Here is a 17,924-nt window from a genome sequence, read left to right on the forward strand (position 1 = left end):
ATAAAAAATGGGAAATTTCGGGCAAAAGCAGGAGGAAAGTATGAAAAAGGGCTATTTAGTGCTCCAGGACGGCCAGGTTTTTGAGGGCGTCCGCTTCGGCGCAGACACCGCCGCCGTGGGCGAGCTAGTGTTCACCACCGGCATGTGCGGCTACATCGAGACCCTGACCGACCCCAGCTACGCGGGACAGATCGTCATGCAGACCTATCCCCTCATCGGCAACTACGGCATCATCCGGGAGGATTTCGAGGGCGCCTGCTGCGTGAAGGGCTATGTGGTCCGGGAGTGGTGCGAGGCGCCGTCCAACTTCCGCACCGACTGCGACCTGGACACCTATCTGAAAGAGCAGGGCGTGCCGGGGCTGTACGGCGTGGACACCCGCCAGCTCACCCGCATCATCCGGGAGCACGGCGTGATGAACGCGACGATTTGCGACGCAGTGCCCGCCGACCTGACGCCGGTGGAGACCTACGCCGTCACCGGCGTGGTGGAGGCCGTCACCTGCCGGGAGCCTGCTGTTTACCCGGCGGAGGGGGAGGAGAGATTCAAGGTCTCCCTTCTGGACTACGGCGCCAAGCGCAACATCGTCCGGGAGCTCCGGAAGCGGGGCTGCACCGTCACCGTCCTGCCTGCCACGACTTCCGCTGAGGAGATTCTGGAGGGGCACCCCGACGGCGTGATGCTGTCCAACGGCCCCGGTGACCCGGCGGAGAACATCTACCAGATCGAACAGATCAAAAAGCTGCTGGGGAAGGTCCCCATGTTCGGCATCTGCCTGGGCCACCAGCTGACGGCCCTAGCGGTAGGCGGAAAGACCTACAAGCTGAAATACGGTCACCGGGGCGTCAACCAGCCTGTCCGGGATATGAACGGCGTCCGCACCTATATCACCAGCCAGAACCACGGCTACGCCGTGGATTCCGACACGGTGAAGGTGGGTAAAATCAGCTTTGCCAACGCCAACGACGGCACCTGCGAGGGCATCGATTACCCCGATTTGAAAGCCTTTACCGTGCAGTTCCACCCGGAAGCCTGCACCGGCCCGAAAGATACGTCCTTCCTGTTTGACCGCTTTGTGGAACTGATGAAAGGTGGTGACCGGTAATGCCCCTCGATACTTCCATCAAGAAAGTCCTGGTCATCGGCTCCGGCCCCATTGTCATCGGCCAGGCCGCCGAGTTCGACTACGCCGGCGCCCAGGCCTGCCGCATTCTGAAAGAGGCCGGGGTCAACGTGGTGCTGTGCAACTCCAACCCCGCCACCATTATGACCGACCAGGCCATGGCGGACGAGATCTACCTGGAGCCCCTGACCACCGAGACCATCAAGCGCATCATTCTCAAGGAGCGGCCCGATTCCATCCTGGCGGGACTGGGCGGCCAGACCGGATTGACCCTGGCGATGCAGCTGGACAAGGAGGGCTTCCTCCAGGAACAGGGCGTCCGGCTGCTGGGCACCGACGCGAAGGTCATCTCCCGGGCCGAGGACCGGGAACTCTTTAAGGAAGCCATGGCGGAGATCGGCCAGCCGGTCATCGCCTCCGACATTGCCGAGACCGTGGAGGACGCCCTGGCGGTGGCCGACCGCATCGGCTACCCCGTCATCGTCCGGCCCGCCTTTACCCTGGGCGGCGCGGGCGGCGGCGCGGCAAACAACGCGAAAGAGCTGCGCATCATCGCCCAGACGGGCCTGGATGCCTCTCCCATCACCCAGGTGCTCATCGAAAAGGCCATTTTCGGCTGGAAGGAAATTGAGTTTGAGACCATGCGGGACGGCGTGGGCAACGTCATCGCCGTTTGCTCCATGGAGAACCTGGACCCCGTGGGCGTCCACACCGGCGACTCCATCGTGGTAGCCCCCACCCAGACTCTGGCGGACAAGGAGTTCCAGATGCTCCGCAAGGCGTCTCTGGACATCATCACCCACCTTGGTATCGTGGGCGGCTGCAACGTGCAGCTGGCATTGAACCCCGACAGCTTTGAGTACGCGGTCATCGAGGTCAACCCCCGTGTCAGCCGCTCCTCCGCCCTGGCCTCCAAAGCCACCGGCTATCCCATCGCCAAAATCACCACCAAAATCGCCCTGGGCTACACCCTGGACGAGATCAAAAACGACATCACCGGCAAGACCTGCGCCTGCTTCGAGCCCACCCTGGACTACATCGTGGTGAAGATGCCCAAGTGGCCCTTCGACAAGTTTGCCGACGCTTCCCGCAAGCTGGGCACCCAGATGAAGGCCACCGGCGAGGTCATGTCCATCGCCCCCAGCTTCGAGATGGCGCTGATGAAGGCCGTCCGGGGCGCCGAGGTGGGCCTGGACACTCTGAACCGCAAGGTGGACCCCGAGGACACCGCTCCTATCTGGGAACGGCTCCGCCGGGTGGACGACCACCGCATTTTCACGGTGTTCGAGGCGCTGAAGTCCGGCATTTCCATCGAGGAAATTTTCAGCATCACCAAAATCGACCGCTGGTTCCTGGCGAAGCTCAAGAAGATGGCGGAGTTCGAGCTGGCGCTGGAGAAGGACGGCCTCACCGCCGAGCACTACGAGACGGGAAAGAAGCTGGGCTATCCCGACAGCGCCCTGCTGCGGCTCTCCGGGGCGGAAGCGCTGCCCTGCGAGAGCAAGACCGCCGTCTACAAGATGGTGGATACCTGCGGCGCCGAGTTTGACGCCGAGACCCCCTATTTCTACTCCTCCTTTGACCAGTTCTGCGAGTCCCGTACCTTCCCCCGCAGCGGCAAGCCCGTCATCATGGTCCTCGGCTCCGGCCCCATCCGCATCGGCCAGGGCATTGAGTTCGACTACTCCTCCGTCCACTGCGTCTGGACGCTGAAAGAGCTGGGCTACGAGGTGGTCATTGTCAACAACAATCCGGAAACCGTCTCCACCGACTACGACACCGCCGACCGGCTGTATTTCGAGCCCCTGTACCCCGAGGACGTTATGCACATCATCGAGGTGGAGAAGCCTGTGGGCGTGGTGGTGGCCTTCGGCGGCCAGACGGCCATCAAGCTGACGAAATTCCTGGACGACCACGGCATCCGCATCATGGGCACCTCCGCCGAGTCTATCGACATGGCCGAGGACCGGGAGCGGTTCGACGAGCTGCTGGAGCGGTTCTCCATCAAGCGCCCCCGCGGCATGGGCATCACCGGCATGCAGGGGGCGCTGGACGCCGCCCATGAGCTGGGCTATCCCGTGCTGCTGCGGCCCAGCTACGTCATCGGCGGACAGAACATGGTCATCGCCCACAACGACGAGGACGTGCGGACCTATATGGAGGTCATCCTCTCCGGGAAAATCGAAAATCCCGTGCTGGTGGACCAGTACCTGATGGGCAAGGAGCTGGAGGTGGACGTCATCTCCGACGGCAAGGATGTCCTCATCCCCGGCGTCATGCAGCACATCGAGCGCACCGGCGTCCACTCCGGCGACTCTATCGCGGTCTATCCGCCCTACTCTATCGGCGACAAGATGCTGCGGACCATTATTGACTGCTCCGAGAAGCTGGCCCTGAGCCTGGGTACCAAGGGACTTATCAATATCCAGTATCTGATTTACCAGAACGACCTGTACGTCATCGAGGTCAATCCCCGGGCCAGCCGGACTGTGCCCTACATCTCCAAGGTGACGGGCGTGCCTATGGTGGACCTGGCGACGAGGGTCATGGTGGGCCAGCCGCTGGCCTCCCTGGGCTACGGCACCGGGCTCTACAAGCAGCCGCCCTATGTGGCCGTCAAGGTGCCTGTGTTCTCCTTCGAGAAGATCACCGACGCCAACGCCGCCCTGTCCCCTGAGATGAAGTCCACCGGCGAGGTGCTGGGCCTGGGCAAGGATATGCAGGAGGCGCTGTTCAAGGGCCTGGTCTCCGCCGGGTACAAGGTGGAGAAGAGCGAGCACGCCGGCGTGCTCATCTCCGTCAACCGCCGGGACCAGCCGGAGATCGTCAACATCGCCCGGAAGCTGGACGAGATGGGCTTTAAGCTGTACGCCACGGAGCGCACCGCCCAGGAAATTTCCCGCCTCGGCACCGATGTGGAGGTTGTGGGCAAGCTGGGCCAGGACAACCGGGTGTTCCAGCTATTGGAAGATGGAAAAATCGATTACGTCATCCTCACCGGCTCCACCGAGCCCAGCTATATCAAAGATTTCATCCATCTGAACCACCGCTGCGTCCAGTTGGGCATTCCGTGCCTCACTTCTCTGGACACTGCCAACGCTTTGACGGATATTCTAGCCTCCCGGTACAACCAGCACAACACGGAGCTCATCGACATCTGCCACCTGCGGACGGAGCGCCAGAAGCTGAAATTCGCCAAGATGGAGACCTGCGGCAACGACTATATCTTCCTGGAAAACTGGGACGGGGCCATCACCTGCCCCGAATCCCTGTGCGTGACCTTCTGCGACCGGCATCACGGCATCGGCGCCGACGGCATCGTGCTCATGGAGCGGTCGGAAAAGGCCGACGCGAAGATGCGGATGTTCAACGCCGACGGCAGCGAGGGCATGATGGCGGGCAACGCCCTGCGGTGCATGGGCAAGTACCTCTATGACAATGGCATCGTGAAAAAAGAGAAGCTGACCATTGAGACCGGCAAGGGCACCAAGACCGTGAAGCTCTACACCACCAGCGGCAAGGTGACTTCCGCCTGCGTGGATATGGGCTACGCCACCCTGGACACGGCGGCGCTGAAATTTGCCATCGCGGAACAGACGGTGGTGGACTATCCCGTGGTCATCGGCGGGCGGCCCTTCCGCATCACCTGCGTGGATATGGGCAACCCCCATTGTGTGGTGTTCTGCCCCCGGGTGGATGCCGTGGACATTGATTTCATCGGCCCCCGGTTCGAGCACGCGCCCCATTTCCCGGAGCGTATCAACACGGAGTTCATCCGGGTGGTGAACCCCAGCACCATCAAGATGCGGGTCTGGGAGCGGGGCAGCGGCGAGACCATGGCCTGCGGCACCGGCGCCTGCGCAGCGGTGGTGGCGGCTGTCGCCAACGGCCTGTGCGAAAAGGGCAAGGACGTCACCGTCCGGGCCAAGGGCGGCGACCTCATCGTCAACTACACCGACGAGCGGGTGACCCTCACCGGAGACGCGAAGCTGGTCTATACCGGCGAGGCGGAATACTGAGTCAACAGGGCCGTGGGCGTTTTGCCGCACGGCCCTGCTTTGCGGAAAAGAGGGAAGGACATTGCTTCAGGAAACGGAAAAACAGTTTCAAAAATCGGAGTCCTTTTTGGTGGGCGCTCTGCTGGCGGCGGCAGGCGGCCTGCTGGACGCCTACACCTATCTCAGCCGGGGCGGTGTGTTTGCCAACGCGGAGACGGGCAACATGGTGCTCTTCGGCATCTGCCTGATCCAGGGCCAGTGGCGGAGAGCCGCGGGGTATCTGCTTCCCATCCTGGCCTTCGCCCTGGGTGTTCTGGCGGCGGAGTTCATCCGGGAGCACCACCGCAGCGGCCCCAGGTATCACTGGCGGCACACCGTTCTGCTGGCCGAGATCGCCGTGCTGTGCGTCGTGGCGTTCCTGCCCCGGGGAGAGTGGGACCCGGCGGCAAATACCTTGGTGGCCTTTGTCTGCGCCCTGCAGGTGGAGACCTTCCGGAAGGTCCGGGGCAACCCCTTTGCCACCACCATGTGCACCGGAAACCTCCGCAGCGGCACGGAGGCCATTTACCACGCTCTTACCGGCGGAAAGAGGACAAGCGTGGAAAAGGGCTTGTGCTATTACGCCGTCATTGCCTGTTTTATCGCGGGCGCGGCCCTGGGAGCATGGCTGACCGGGCTGGCGCCCCAGCGGGCGGTGCTGGGCGCGGCGGGATTTCAGCTGGCGGCCTTTGGGCTGATGTGTCAAAAGGGCAGGCAGGCGTAAATTTGTTGGTTTCGGCTTGAAAATACGACGGCTTTTGTGCAATTTCCAAAACAAACTCCCTGCAAATTCTACGCAAAATTTGCAAAGAATTTGTGCAGCAGACTTCTCATCCTCCTTCAACTATGATAGAATTTTAACGGAATCTGAACTTGCATGGAAGAAACGGGGAGAGAAATCCCATGGGGACGAGCAAAGAGACAGAGCATAAAAAGTTCCAATGGCCGAGGATCGGGATGCGGAATATCAAGACCGCCACCGCTGCCGCCCTCTGTGCATTGGTCTATTATTTTTTTGACCGCAGCCCCGCTTTTGCCTGCATCGGCGCCATTTTCGGCATGGGCAGCGACTACGATATGAGCAAGCTCCACGGCGGCAACCGCTTTTTCGGCACGCTGGTGGGCGGCTTCATTGGCATGGCCCTGTTCGCCGTTTACGCGGAGCTGTTCCCTGACGGCAGCAACCGCTGGGTCCTGATCCCGCTGACCTTTGTGGGCGTGGTGATCCTGATCGTGGCCTGCCAGTATATCTGGGTGGGCGGCATCCAGCCCGGCGGCGTGGTGCTGTGCATCATCCTCTTTAACACACCCACGGACACGTATATCTCCTATGCTCTGAACCGCATTCTGGACACCGGCGTCGGTGTGATAGCCGCGCTGTTCGTCAACGCCATGCTGCCCGGCGGCTTTACGTTCCGGTTTATGCGCCGTTTCTATGCGTGGCTGGGCATTCAGAGTGATATTAGCCACACGGGACCGGAGGTTCCGCTCATCCACAGAAAGAACAAAAAATAAAACAGGCGGCAGAAAAGTTTTGTTGATTTTTCAAAAACTTGAAAATGCCGCCTTGACAAAAGGTGTGGGGGGCGAGTATAGTAGCCCCAACACCAATCATCCGAAATACGATGACGGGGAAAAAGTCTTGCCACAGACGCTTCAGAGAGTTGCCGGCCGCTGCGAGGCAATGCAGAGTGGAAAGATGTCACTGGCCCCTGAGTAGTTCCGCTGAGACGCATGTTTAGGCGGGAACGGGTTTCCTCACCGTTACCAAAGAGGCGGGATTCGTCCGGACGTGAGCCGGGCCGATGCCGAAAGCGGGCATTTTTTATGCCAATGAGAGTGGTACCGCGGAAGTTCAGCTTTCGTCTCTTCTTTGAAGAGACGAAAGCTTTTTTGTTTGTTTGGGATAATTTTTGCAGATAGAAAGCAGGAGGAATCAGACCATGAAGCATATCAAGATTTTTGACACCACCCTGAGAGACGGCGAGCAGTCCCCGGGCTGCAGCATGAACCTCTCTGAGAAGATCGAGATGGCGAAGCAGCTGGAAAAGCTGGGTGTGGACATCATTGAGGCCGGCTTTGCCATCGCCTCCCCCATGGACCACAAGAGCGTCCAGGCCATCGCCGGAGCGGTGACTGACTGCACCGTGGCGTCTCTGGCCCGCTGCACGAAGGGCGACATCGACGCCGCCTGGGACGCGGTGAAGGGCGCGAAGCACCCCCGCATCCATGTGTTCCTGGCCACCAGCGACATCCACATGAAATACAAGCTGCAGATGTCCCCGGAGGAGGTGCTCCGGCGCATCACCGATATGGTGGGCTACGCCAAGAGCTTCTGCGAGGACATCGAGTTCTCCGCCGAGGACGCCTCCCGCTCCGACTGGGCGTTCCTGGCCCAGTGCTACACCAATGCCGTAACCGCCGGCGCCACCACCCTGAACGTGCCTGACACCGTGGGCTATTCCACCCCCCAGGAGATGGCGGAGCTCATCACCTACCTGCGCCAGAACGTGGCCGGCATCGAGAACGTGGACATCTCCGTCCACTGCCATGACGATCTGGGCATGGCGGTGGCCAACTCCCTGGCCTGCATCAAGGCGGGCGCTACCCAGGTGGAGTGCACCGTCAACGGTATCGGCGAGCGGGCGGGCAACGCCAGCCTGGAGGAGATCGTGATGGCCCTCCACACCCGCCGGGATTTCTACGACGCCGAGACGGGCATCAATACGAAGCAGATCTACCGTTCCAGCAAGCTCCTCAGCAACATCACCGGCGTGCCCATCCCGCCCAGCAAGGCCGTCGTGGGCGCCAATGCCTTCGCCCATGAGTCCGGCATCCACCAGCACGGCGTCATCGCCAACGCCCAGACCTACGAGATCATGAACTCTACCGATGTGGGCATCCCCCAGAACACCATGGTGCTTGGCAAGCACTCCGGCAAGCACGCTCTGCGGGATAAGCTGGCCTCCATGGGCTATGAGCTCAGCGACCAGGAGCTGGAGAAGGTCTTTGCCCGGTTCAAGATCCTGGCGGACAAAAAGAAAAACATCACCACCGCCGACCTGGAGGCCCTGGTGCTCCACCGCCACAACGCCAGCTATGAGACCTGCCAGCTGGTGAGTCATGTGGTCAACGCCGGCGACGGCGTGCCCAACACCTCCTGCGTGAAGCTCAAGCGCGCCGGAGAGGAGATGGAGGAAGTGGCCATCGGCTCCGGCCCCCTGGACGCCTCCTTCAAGGCCATCAACCGGATGCTGGGACTGGACATCAAGCTGGACAGCTTCAGCCTGAACGCCGTCACCGACGGCGAGGACGCCATCGGCGAGGCCGTGGTGAAGATCGAAGCCCCCAACGGCCGCCGCTACACCGGCACCGGCCTTTCCACCGACATCATCGAGTCCTCCATCCGGGCCTACGTCAACGGCATCAACAAGATGATGGAAGCGACCGCTTAAAAGGAGAACAAAACAATGGGAATGACCATGACGCAGAAAATTCTGGCAAAGCACGCGGGCCTGGACAGCGTGCGGGCCGGACAGCTCATCCAGGCCAGACTGGACCTGGTGCTGGGCAACGACATCACCACTCCGGTTGCCATCAATGAGTTTGAAGCGGCGGGCTTCGACAAGGTGTTCGACAAGAGCCGCATCGCCCTGGTGATGGACCACTTCGCCCCCAACAAGGACATCAAGGCCGCCACCCAGTGCAGGCAGTGCCGCACCTTTGCACGGAAATTCGACATCGACCACTACTACGATGTGGGCACCATGGGCATCGAGCACGCCCTTCTGCCGGAGCAGGGATTGGTGGCTCCCGGCGAGGCCGTCATCGGCGCCGACTCCCACACCTGCACCTACGGCGCCCTGGGCGCCTTCTCCACCGGCGTAGGCTCTACGGACATGGGCGCTGCTATGGCGGCGGGGGAGACCTGGTTCAAGGTGCCCTCCGCCATCAAAGTGAACCTCACCGGGAAGCTCCGCCCCTATGTCTCCGGCAAGGACGTCATCCTGACCCTCATCGGCATGATCGGCGTGGACGGCGCCCGGTACCAGTCTTTGGAGTTCACCGGCCCCGGCGTGGCGGAATTGAGCATCTACGACCGGCTGACCATCTCCAACATGGCTATCGAGGCCGGCGCGAAAAACGGCATCTTCCCCGTGGACGATGTGACCCGGGCTTATGTGGCGGAGCGCGTTGACCGCCCCTGGACCGCTTATGAGGCGGACGAGGACGCGGAGTACGAGCGCACGGTGGAGATCGACCTTTCCCGGGTGGACTGCACCGTGGCTTACCCCCATCTGCCGGAAAACGCCCATCCCGCCCGGGAGGGCAAGGACATCGCCATCGACCAGATCGTCATCGGCTCCTGCACCAACGGCCAGCTGCCCGACATGGCCGCCGCCGCTGAAATTCTGAAGGGCCGCCGTCTGGCTCCCGGCGTCCGGGGCATCATCATCCCCGCTACCCAAAACGTTTACCGGGAGTGCATGCACCGGGGCTACACCGACATCTTCCTGGACGCGGGCTGCATCGTCTCCACCCCCACCTGCGGGCCGTGTCTCGGCGGCTACATGGGCATTCTGGCCGCCGGAGAGCGGTGCGTCTCTACCACCAACCGCAACTTCGTGGGACGGATGGGGCATGTGGACAGCGAGGTCTATCTGGCCTCTCCCGCTGTGGCGGCGGCATCCGGCATTATGGGCCATATCGCACATCCCGAGGAGGTCGTGAACAAATGAACGCACACGGAATCGTACATAAATACGGGGACCACGTCGATACCGACGTCATCATCCCCGCCCGGTATCTGGCTACCCAGGACGCCAGGGAGCTGGCCTCCCACTGCATGGAGGACATCGATAAGACCTTCATCACCAAGGTGAAGGACGGCGACATCATGGCGGCCGGGGCTAACTTCGGCTGCGGCTCCTCCCGGGAGCATGCCCCCATCGCCATCAAAGCCAGCGGCATCTCCTGCGTCATCGCCGCCAGCTTTGCCCGCATTTTCTACCGCAACGCCATCAACATCGGCCTGCCCATTCTGGAGTGTCCCGCCGCCAGCCGGGGCATCGAAAACGGCGACGAGGTGGAGGTCAACTTTGACACCGGCGTCATCACCAACGTGACCAAAAACGAGACCTACCAGGCGGAGCCCTTCCCGCCGTTTATCAAGGACATGATCGCCAAGGGCGGCCTGATGGCCTCCCTGAAGGCAAAGGAGGGCTGAGCGTGGAAAAGACCATTGCCATCATCAAGGGCGACGGCATCGGCCCGGAGATCGTGACCGAGGCCATGGGCGTGCTGGACGCCGTAGCTGCCAAGTTCGGCCACACCTTCACCTATGTAGACGCTCCCATGGGCGGCTGCGCCATCGACGCTTTCGGCGTGCCCCTGCCGGACTCCAGCCTGGAGACTTGCCTGAACGCCGACAGCGTGCTGCTGGGCGCCGTGGGCGGCCCCAAGTGGGACAGCCAGCCTTCCGCCAACCGCCCGGAGCGGGGCTTGCTGAAGCTCCGGGGCGCTATGAAACTGTACTCCAACGTCCGGCCCGCCCGGATGTTCTCCGACCTCTCCGCGTCCTGCCCCCTGCGGGCGGACATCGCGGCAAAAGGCATTGACTTCGTGGTGGTCCGGGAGCTGATCGGCGGCGTATACTTCGGCGAGCACTCCACCGCCGAGGTGGACGGCGAGCAGAAGGCCACCGACATCATGGCCTACGCCGAGCATGAGATCCGCCGGGTGGCACATGTGGCATTCCAGATGGCCCAAAAACGCCGCAGACGGGTGACCTCCATCGACAAGGCGAACGTACTGGACACCTCCCGGCTGTGGCGCAGGGTGGTCAGCGAGGTGGCGGAGGAGTACCCGGATGTGGAGCTGCTCCACATGTATGTGGACAACGCCGCCATGCAGATCGTCCGGGACCCCAGCCAGTTCGACGTCATCGTGACGGAAAACCTGTTCGGCGACATCCTCTCCGACGAGGCCAGCCAGATCACCGGCTCCATCGGCATGATCCCCTCCTCCAGCATGGGCGAGGGCACCCGGGGCCTTTACGAGCCCATCCACGGCTCCGCCCCGGACATCGCGGGCCAGAACAAGGCCAACCCCATCGGCACTATTTTGGCGGCGGCCATGATGCTGCGGTACAGCTTCGACATGGCGGCGGAGGCCGACACCATCGAGGCCGCCGTGGACCAGACGCTGAAGGCGGGCATCCGCTGTGGCGACATCATGCAGGCGGGCTGTACGCTGGTCGGCTGCCGGGAGATGGGCGCGGAGATCCGCAGTCGTATCTGACTGCTGATGTCTGACATCAGAAAAATTAAGCTTGACATTTGCAAACTTCTATGGCAGAATCACCCACAAGAAATATGATGAAGGGAACAAGTAATCCGCTTCGCTCCGCTTTCAGAGAATTGCCGGTCGGTGCAAGGCAATAAGCGTCGGAGGGGACGAAATCATCCCGGAGTAGCCTGCTGAGGGGAAACCGTTAGGCAGAGCCGGACGCACCCGTTACCGTGCAGGGCTTGTTGGAGCCTGCTGAGATGACGACGCGGCGACGCATCGTTAACAAGAGTGGTACCGTGAAGGTTTTAACGCCTTTGCCTCTTGATTTGCAGGAGGCAAAGGCGTTTTTGATTTTTCCGCTCTTTCGGCCGGAACCATCAACGCGATTCCCCTTCCATAAAAACAATAACAAACAAAAACACCAAAAAGAAAAAGGAGAACTCAATCATGGCTATCAAGAAGTATTACGATTCCGACTGCAATCTGGGAATGCTGGACGGCAAGACCGTCGCCGTCATCGGCTTTGGTTCTCAGGGCCACGCCCATTCCGAAAACCTGGCCGAGAGCGGCGTGAACGTTGTGGTCGGTCTGCGCAAGGGCTCCGCCCATTGGGAAAAGGCCGCCAAGTTCGCCGAGACCTGCCCCAATTTCCACGTGATGGAAGTGGAAGAAGCTGCCAAGGCCGGCGACATCGTTATGATGCTGGTGCCCGACGAGCTGTGCGCCGACATCTACAACAAGCAGGTGGCCCCCTACATGACCGAGGGCAAGACCCTGGCCTTCGCCCACGGCTTCAACATCCACTTCAAGACCATCGTGCCTCCCGCCAATGTGGACGTCATCATGATCGCTCCCAAGGGCCCCGGCCACACCGTCCGCAGCCAGTACCTGGAGGGCAAGGGCGTGCCCAGCCTGATCTGCGTGGAGCAGAACTTCACCGGCAAGGCCAAGGACGTGGCTTTGGCCTATGCCTCCGGCATCGGCGCCGGCCGTGCCGGTATCCTGGAGACCACCTTCAAGGAGGAGACCGAGACCGACCTGTTCGGCGAGCAGGCCGTGCTGTGCGGCGGCGTGTGCGAGCTGATCCACGCCGGTTTCGAGACTCTGGTGGAGGCTGGTTACGAGCCTGAGATGGCCTACTTCGAGACCTGCCATGAGATGAAGCTCATCATCGACCTCATCAACGAGGGCGGCTTCGCCAAGATGCGCTATTCCATCTCCAACACCGCCGAGTACGGCGACTACCGCACCGGCAAGCGCCTCATCACCGAGGACACCCGCAAGGAGATGAAGAACATCCTGCGGGAGATCCAGGACGGCACCTTTGCCTCTGAGTTCCTCACCGAGATGAACCCCAACGGCGGCCGCCGCACCCACTTCCTGGCCCAGCGCCGCATGGCTGCCGAGCACCCCATCGAGAAGGTGGGCGCCCAGCTCCGGGCCATGATGAGCTGGCTGAAGAAATAAACACAAAATCCGCGGTGCAGGCCGGGGCCCAAGGGCCTCCGGCCTGCCAGCGAATCGGAAAGAGGAGAACGCCATGCGCAGTGACAATGTGACAAAGGGCGCCGAGCGGGCGCCCAACCGCAGCCTGTTTTACGCCCTGGGCTACACGCCCGAGGATCTGGAAAAGCCCCTGATCGCCGTGGTCAGCGCCCACAGCGACATTGTTCCCGGCCACATGAACCTGGACAAGCTGACTCAGGCCGTGAAGAGCGGCATCGAGGCCGCCGGCGGCACGCCTTTCATGGTGCCCGCCATCGGCGTGTGCGACGGCATCGCCATGGGCCATGTGGGTATGAAATACTCCCTGGCCAGCCGGGAGCTGATCTGCGACAGCGTGGAGACCATGTTCCTGGCCCATCAGTTCGACGGTTGTGTGCTGGTGCCCAACTGCGATAAGATCGTGCCCGGCATGGTCATGGCCGCCGTCCGTATGAACGTGCCCGCCGTGGTCTGCTCCGGCGGACCCATGCTGGCGGGCAGCTACGATGGCCAGGAGGTGAGCCTCTCCAAGATGTTCGAGGCCGTGGGCTCCTACAAGGCGGGCATGATCTCCGAGGAAAAGCTGGAGGAGTGCACCCAGAACTGCTGCCCCTCCTGCGGCAGCTGCTCCGGCATGTACACCGCCAACAGCATGAACTGCCTGTGCGAGGCCATCGGCATCGGACTGCCCGGAAACGGCACCATCCCCGCCGCTTACAGCAAGCGCCTCCAGCTGGGCCGTCAGGCGGGCGCCGCTATCATGGAGATGGTCCGCCGGAATATCTGTGCCCGGGACATCATCAACGAGCGCAGCATCCGCAACGCCCTGACCTGCGACATGGCCCTGGGCTGCTCCACCAACACGGTGCTGCACCTGCTGGCTATCGCCCATGAGGCGGGTGTGCCCGTAGATTTGGCGCTGTTCAACGAAATTTCCGCCAAGACCCCCAACCTGTGCCATCTGGCTCCCGCCGGTCCCACCCACATGCCGGACCTGTACGCCGCCGGCGGCATCCCCGCCGTCCAGGCGGAGCTGGCGAAGCAGGGTTTGCTGGACCTGGACTGTATGACCGTCACCGGCAAGACCGTGGGCGAGAACATCCAGGGCGCCAAGAACCTCAACCACAACGCCATCCGGCCCATTGAGGACCCGTACAGCACCACCGGCGGCCTGCAGATCCTGTGGGGCAACCTGGCCCCCAACGGCTGCGTGGTCAAGCGCAGCGCCGTGGCCCCGGAGATGCAGACCCACACCGGCCCCGCCCGGGTGTTCAACAGCGAGGAGGAGGCCATCGCCGCCATCTACGCGGGGAAGATCGTCCCCGGCGACGTGGTGGTCATCCGCTACGAGGGCCCCAAGGGCGGCCCCGGCATGCGGGAGATGCTGAATCCCACCTCCGCCCTGGCGGGCATGGGCCTGGACAAGACCGTGGCCCTCATCACCGACGGCCGCTTCTCCGGCGCCAGCCGGGGCGCCTCCATCGGCCACGTCAGCCCCGAGGCGGCCTCCGGCGGGCCTATCGGTTTGGTGAAAGAGGGCGACCAGATCGCCATCGACATCCCCAACGCCTCCGTGACCCTGCTGGTCTCCGACGAGGAGCTGGCCGCCCGCCGGGCCGTTTATGTCCAGCCCGCGCCCAACATCACCACCGGCTGGCTCAGCCGCTACGCCCGCATGGTCACCAGCGCCGATGAAGGAGCTGTTCTGAAGTAATGAAGAGCCTGAATACCATTCGCCGCCGGCTGATCAGCCTGGTCATTTTCCGGGGCCTGCTGGACGATCCCGCTGTGCAGGCGCTCCGCCGCATGCTGGAAGCCCGCTGCAGCGGCACCGAGGATGACTTTGTGGAAGCTTGCGCCGCTTTTGAGTACGTGCTGTTCAGCAGAGGCTGTGACAACTGGACGGACTACCTGTATGAGATCGTCATGGAGAACGAGAACGTCTGCGTTCGCCAGCACGATCCGGAGACCCTGAACCCCCTGCTGAAGGCGCATATGGAGCATGAGCTGGAGTTTCTCAACGAGTTGTCCCGGCTGACACTGGAGGATTTTATCCACGGCGCCGAGTATCTGGACCCCGACGTGTACCACGAGAGCTGGAATATCTCCGCCCGGGACATCGCGGCGGACTATGCCGTCCGGCTCCGGGAGGTGGGCTCCAAGGGCTACGGCATCTTTGCCCGCTACCATATGTTCACCGTGGAGAACGGAGCGCTGGTGCCGGTGAAGCACCCGGACCCCCAGCAGCTGGAGGAGCTCCCCGGCTACGAGAAGGAGCGGGAGAAGGTCATCGCCAATACCCGCGCGCTGCTGGAGGGGAAGCCCGCCAACAACGTCCTGCTGTACGGCGACGCCGGCACCGGCAAGTCCAGCGCCATCAAAGCCATCGCCAACAACTTCGCGGACCAGGGCCTGCGGCTGGTGGAGGTCAAGAAGAACCAGCTCTACCAGATCCCCGACCTGATGGACGCCCTGGCCGCCAACCCCCTGAAGTTCATCCTGTTTATCGACGATCTGAGCTTCACCGCCAACGACGACAACTTCGCCGCCCTGAAGGCCATTCTGGAGGGCAGCGTGGGCGGCCGGGCCCACAACATCGCGGTGTACGCCACCAGCAACCGCCGCCACCTCATCAAGGAGACCCTGACGGACCGCTCCGGCGACGACATCCACGAGAGCGACACCCGCCAGGAGCTGATGAGCCTGTCCGCCCGCTTCGGCCTGACCATTACGTTTGCCAGCCCCGACCGGGACCGCTACCTGTATATCGTGCAGGAGCTTGCTAAGCAGTACGGCCTGGATATGGATGAACGGGAGCTGAACGTCCGCAGCGAGGCGTTTGCCATCCGCATGGGCGGCCGCAGCGCCCGGGTCGCCAAGCAGTTCATCGAGCTGTGCAAGGCCGGGGTGCAGGACTGACACATAGAAAGAGAAGGGACGCTTTATGACCGCAGCCGTTTTCTGGGAGCTGGCGCTCTCTGCCTGTGCCACGACTTTTACGCCGGGGCCGAACAACATCCTGCTGCTCAGCAGCACCAGTACCTTCGGCTTCCGCAAGTGCCGTCCGCTGATCCTCGGCATCTGGACGGGCTTGCTGACCGTCATGCTGATCTGCGGCTTCGGCTGCGCCGTTCTGGGCGAGCTGATCCCCCAGATCGTCCCGGTGGCAAAATACGTGGGTGCCGCCTATGTGCTCTATCTGGCGTACAAGACCCTCACCCGCAAGACCGGGGACGGGACGGCGGATACCTCCAGGCCCCTGACCTATGTGAACGGGTTTCTGCTCCAGTTTCTGAACATCAAAATTATGATGCTGGGCATTGCCTTCTATTCCAGCTTTATTCTGCCCTACGGCTTCCACGTGGGCTGCGTCCTGGCCTTTGCCGCCATTATGACGGCCTGCGCCGGAACGGGCAACCTCATCTGGGCCACCCTGGGCACGATCTTATTCCCGCTTTACAAGAAGTACGCGAAGGTCATCAACACCGTCATGGCGCTGCTGCTGGTGTGGTGCGCGTGGAAGATCGTCTCCGTGTAAAAAGACATCAAAAAACTCCCCGGTCCAAACGGACCGGGGAGTTTTTGCAGATAAATGGGATGCTTACAGCTCCTGGAACAGCTCCTTGCTGGGATTCAGATAGCCCAGGTCGTCCTCGTTTCCGGTCAGCCCACGCAGGTTCTTGAGACCCGTGCGCTTTTTGCCGAGAGAGGCGCCCTTCAGCTTGTCCAGGCCGGTTTCCGGGGGGTCCTTGAACTCCAGGATGCCCTTTTCCCGGGCCAGCTCCAGCAGCTTCATGCCCTTTTCGGAGCGGACGATGACCTGGTTCCAGCCCTTGTCCACGTCCCAGCCGTCGGCGCTGCGGGCGCCGCCCACGGAGAGGTCGGCGAACTCGGCGGTCATGTCGGTGCAGTAGCGGCAGCCGGACCGCACCAGCGGCGTCACCTCGTCCAGGTTGACGGATACGGTCTCGCCGTTCTCCCGCAGCTCCAGGGAGTGGTATTTGCTGGGGGGAATGTCCATGTGGGACACCTTCGCGGGGTCGGCGTGTTTGGCCGTCAGGTCCCGGATGCCCTCCCAGTCCAGGCCCCAGCCGCAGAAGAGGCCGAATACCATGCCGATGTTGTCGGCGTGGTTGTCGTTCTCCGTCAGGGGCTTGGACTTCATCTTATAGACCGCCAGGGTCTTGCAGGGCGTGCCCACCACGCCGATGCTGTGGTAGCGGTCTTCCCGCAGCGCTTTGTTCAGCACCGCCAGGGTGGGGGGCACCTGGAAGCTGCTGCCGGAGCAGGCGCGGACCTCCTCCGCGGTGGTGGCCAGGACGCCCTCGGGCTCCAGACCGCCCTGGGAGCGGGTCATGACCGCCGCGTCGATGAAGCCCTCTTTGATGGCCAGCTCCACCAGGGCGGTCATGGTTCCGCCGTGCTGGGCGCCGGCCCGGATGGCAGGGTCCGCGGCCCGGGTCAGGTACAGGCCCAGGAAGGGGCCGATCTCCGGCAGGATGGTATCCGCCGGGAAGAACTGCCTGCGCAGCGCGTCAAGGTCGGTGGGCATCCGGGGGCAAAAGCCCTGGCAGCGGCCGTCCTTCCGCTCGCAGTCAAAGTAGCAGAGGGTCCGGCCCTCCACGGAATCCCAATAGGGGCACATACCCTGGCAGGCACCGCAGCCGGTGCAGAGGCCCGGCTTGATGACCTGGGTATCCAATGCGATCGTACTTAACATCGTTCTACCTCCTCACACCATGATGACCGGAATGTCAAAGACCTTCAGCTCGATCTCGGACGCGGATTCCGGAATGTAGTCGCCCAGCTCATGGGCCATGCCGCACAGATGCTCCTGGTAGATGAAGCGGTAGCCTGGCTTCTGGGGCTTCACAAAGTCCTTTTCATACATCATGGGAGTCAGGTCGGAGAATTTCGTCTCCCGGGGCAGCTCCAGAGTCATCTGCCGGTCCATGGTGGGATGAAGGAGTTTTACAGTAATCATCGCT

Annotated in this window: 14 protein-coding genes and 2 other annotated features; of the genes, 12 read left to right on the forward strand and 2 right to left on the reverse strand. The window is 62.3% G+C overall.

The features are described 5' to 3' along the window. Positions 1-40: 40 nt before the first annotated feature. The 12 genes from JQM68_RS03610 (at position 41) to JQM68_RS03665 (ending at position 16,474) form a co-directional block, all read left to right on the forward strand. Positions 41-1,105 carry a carbamoyl phosphate synthase small subunit gene (locus tag JQM68_RS03610; protein WP_235221553.1) on the forward strand — a complete coding sequence of 355 codons (1,065 nt, stop codon included), beginning with the start codon at positions 41-43 and terminating at the stop codon, positions 1,103-1,105. After that, positions 1,105-5,142: a carbamoyl-phosphate synthase large subunit gene (carB, locus tag JQM68_RS03615; RefSeq protein ID WP_235221554.1), complete on the forward strand. Its 4,038-nt coding sequence runs from the start codon at positions 1,105-1,107 to the stop codon at positions 5,140-5,142. Before JQM68_RS03610 ends, carB begins: the two co-directional genes overlap by 1 nt. 61 nt (positions 5,143-5,203) lie before the next feature. Further along, complete coding sequence (locus tag JQM68_RS03620) at positions 5,204-5,884, forward strand: YoaK family protein (RefSeq protein WP_235221555.1); 681 nt, start codon at positions 5,204-5,206, stop codon at positions 5,882-5,884. Between the two features lie 233 nt (positions 5,885-6,117). Beyond that, positions 6,118-6,675 (forward strand): FUSC family protein, encoded by a 558-nt coding sequence (locus JQM68_RS03625; protein WP_235221556.1) that lies wholly within the window; start codon positions 6,118-6,120, stop codon positions 6,673-6,675. Between the two features lie 101 nt (positions 6,676-6,776). After that, positions 6,777-7,033, forward strand: a binding site (T-box leader). 70 nt (positions 7,034-7,103) lie between these two features. Further along, positions 7,104-8,615, forward strand: a complete 1,512-nt coding sequence (locus JQM68_RS03630; protein WP_235221557.1) for a 2-isopropylmalate synthase — start codon at positions 7,104-7,106, stop codon at positions 8,613-8,615. A 15-nt stretch (positions 8,616-8,630) separates the two neighbouring features. Next, on the forward strand, positions 8,631-9,899 hold the full coding sequence (gene leuC, locus JQM68_RS03635; RefSeq protein WP_235221558.1) for a 3-isopropylmalate dehydratase large subunit: 1,269 nt from the start codon (positions 8,631-8,633) through the stop codon (positions 9,897-9,899). Further along, on the forward strand, positions 9,896-10,387 hold the full coding sequence (leuD, locus tag JQM68_RS03640; RefSeq protein WP_235221559.1) for a 3-isopropylmalate dehydratase small subunit: 492 nt from the start codon (positions 9,896-9,898) through the stop codon (positions 10,385-10,387). The genes leuC and leuD overlap by 4 nt, the downstream gene beginning before the upstream one ends. A gap of 2 nt (positions 10,388-10,389) precedes the next feature. Further along, positions 10,390-11,460, forward strand: a complete 1,071-nt coding sequence (gene leuB / locus JQM68_RS03645; RefSeq protein ID WP_235221560.1) for a 3-isopropylmalate dehydrogenase — start codon at positions 10,390-10,392, stop codon at positions 11,458-11,460. A 68-nt stretch (positions 11,461-11,528) separates the two neighbouring features. Further along, positions 11,529-11,776: a binding site (T-box leader), on the forward strand. A 122-nt stretch (positions 11,777-11,898) separates the two neighbouring features. Then, positions 11,899-12,918 (forward strand): ketol-acid reductoisomerase, encoded by a 1,020-nt coding sequence (ilvC, locus tag JQM68_RS03650; RefSeq protein WP_235221561.1) that lies wholly within the window; start codon positions 11,899-11,901, stop codon positions 12,916-12,918. Between the two features lie 73 nt (positions 12,919-12,991). Continuing rightward, complete coding sequence (gene ilvD, locus JQM68_RS03655; protein WP_235221562.1) at positions 12,992-14,650, forward strand: dihydroxy-acid dehydratase; 1,659 nt, start codon at positions 12,992-12,994, stop codon at positions 14,648-14,650. Beyond that, complete coding sequence (locus JQM68_RS03660; RefSeq protein ID WP_235221563.1) at positions 14,650-15,855, forward strand: ATP-binding protein; 1,206 nt, start codon at positions 14,650-14,652, stop codon at positions 15,853-15,855. The genes ilvD and JQM68_RS03660 overlap by 1 nt, the downstream gene beginning before the upstream one ends. Before the next feature lie 25 nt (positions 15,856-15,880). Next, positions 15,881-16,474: a LysE family transporter gene (locus tag JQM68_RS03665; RefSeq protein WP_235221564.1), complete on the forward strand. Its 594-nt coding sequence runs from the start codon at positions 15,881-15,883 to the stop codon at positions 16,472-16,474. A 63-nt stretch (positions 16,475-16,537) separates the two neighbouring features. Here the strand turns inward: JQM68_RS03665 and JQM68_RS03670 are convergent, their stop codons facing one another. Together JQM68_RS03670 and JQM68_RS03675 are read right to left on the reverse strand one after the other, a co-directional pair. Further along, positions 16,538-17,656, reverse strand: a complete 1,119-nt coding sequence (locus tag JQM68_RS03670; protein WP_235221565.1) for a Coenzyme F420 hydrogenase/dehydrogenase, beta subunit C-terminal domain — start codon at positions 17,654-17,656, stop codon at positions 16,538-16,540. A gap of 12 nt (positions 17,657-17,668) precedes the next feature. After that, complete coding sequence (locus JQM68_RS03675) at positions 17,669-17,920, reverse strand: hypothetical protein (protein WP_235221566.1); 252 nt, start codon at positions 17,918-17,920, stop codon at positions 17,669-17,671. Positions 17,921-17,924 lie beyond the last annotated feature (4 nt).

The organism is Oscillibacter valericigenes (assembly GCF_021531435.1).
GTDB lineage: Bacteria > Bacillota > Clostridia > Oscillospirales > Oscillospiraceae > Oscillibacter > Oscillibacter valericigenes_B.

Coding starts and splice junctions, on each gene's coding strand:
- JQM68_RS03610 (WP_235221553.1), top strand. CDS start 41: ATGAAAAAGGGCTATTTAGTGCTCCAGGACGGCCAGGTTTTTGAGGGC.
- carB (WP_235221554.1), top strand. CDS start 1,105: ATGCCCCTCGATACTTCCATCAAGAAAGTCCTGGTCATCGGCTCCGGC.
- JQM68_RS03625 (WP_235221556.1), top strand. CDS start 6,118: ATGCGGAATATCAAGACCGCCACCGCTGCCGCCCTCTGTGCATTGGTC.
- JQM68_RS03630 (WP_235221557.1), top strand. CDS start 7,104: ATGAAGCATATCAAGATTTTTGACACCACCCTGAGAGACGGCGAGCAG.
- leuC (WP_235221558.1), top strand. CDS start 8,631: ATGGGAATGACCATGACGCAGAAAATTCTGGCAAAGCACGCGGGCCTG.
- leuD (WP_235221559.1), top strand. CDS start 9,896: ATGAACGCACACGGAATCGTACATAAATACGGGGACCACGTCGATACC.
- ilvC (WP_235221561.1), top strand. CDS start 11,899: ATGGCTATCAAGAAGTATTACGATTCCGACTGCAATCTGGGAATGCTG.
- ilvD (WP_235221562.1), top strand. CDS start 12,992: ATGCGCAGTGACAATGTGACAAAGGGCGCCGAGCGGGCGCCCAACCGC.
- JQM68_RS03660 (WP_235221563.1), top strand. CDS start 14,650: ATGAAGAGCCTGAATACCATTCGCCGCCGGCTGATCAGCCTGGTCATT.
- JQM68_RS03665 (WP_235221564.1), top strand. CDS start 15,881: ATGACCGCAGCCGTTTTCTGGGAGCTGGCGCTCTCTGCCTGTGCCACG.
- JQM68_RS03670 (WP_235221565.1), bottom strand. CDS start 17,656: ATGTTAAGTACGATCGCATTGGATACCCAGGTCATCAAGCCGGGCCTC.
- JQM68_RS03675 (WP_235221566.1), bottom strand. CDS start 17,920: ATGATTACTGTAAAACTCCTTCATCCCACCATGGACCGGCAGATGACT.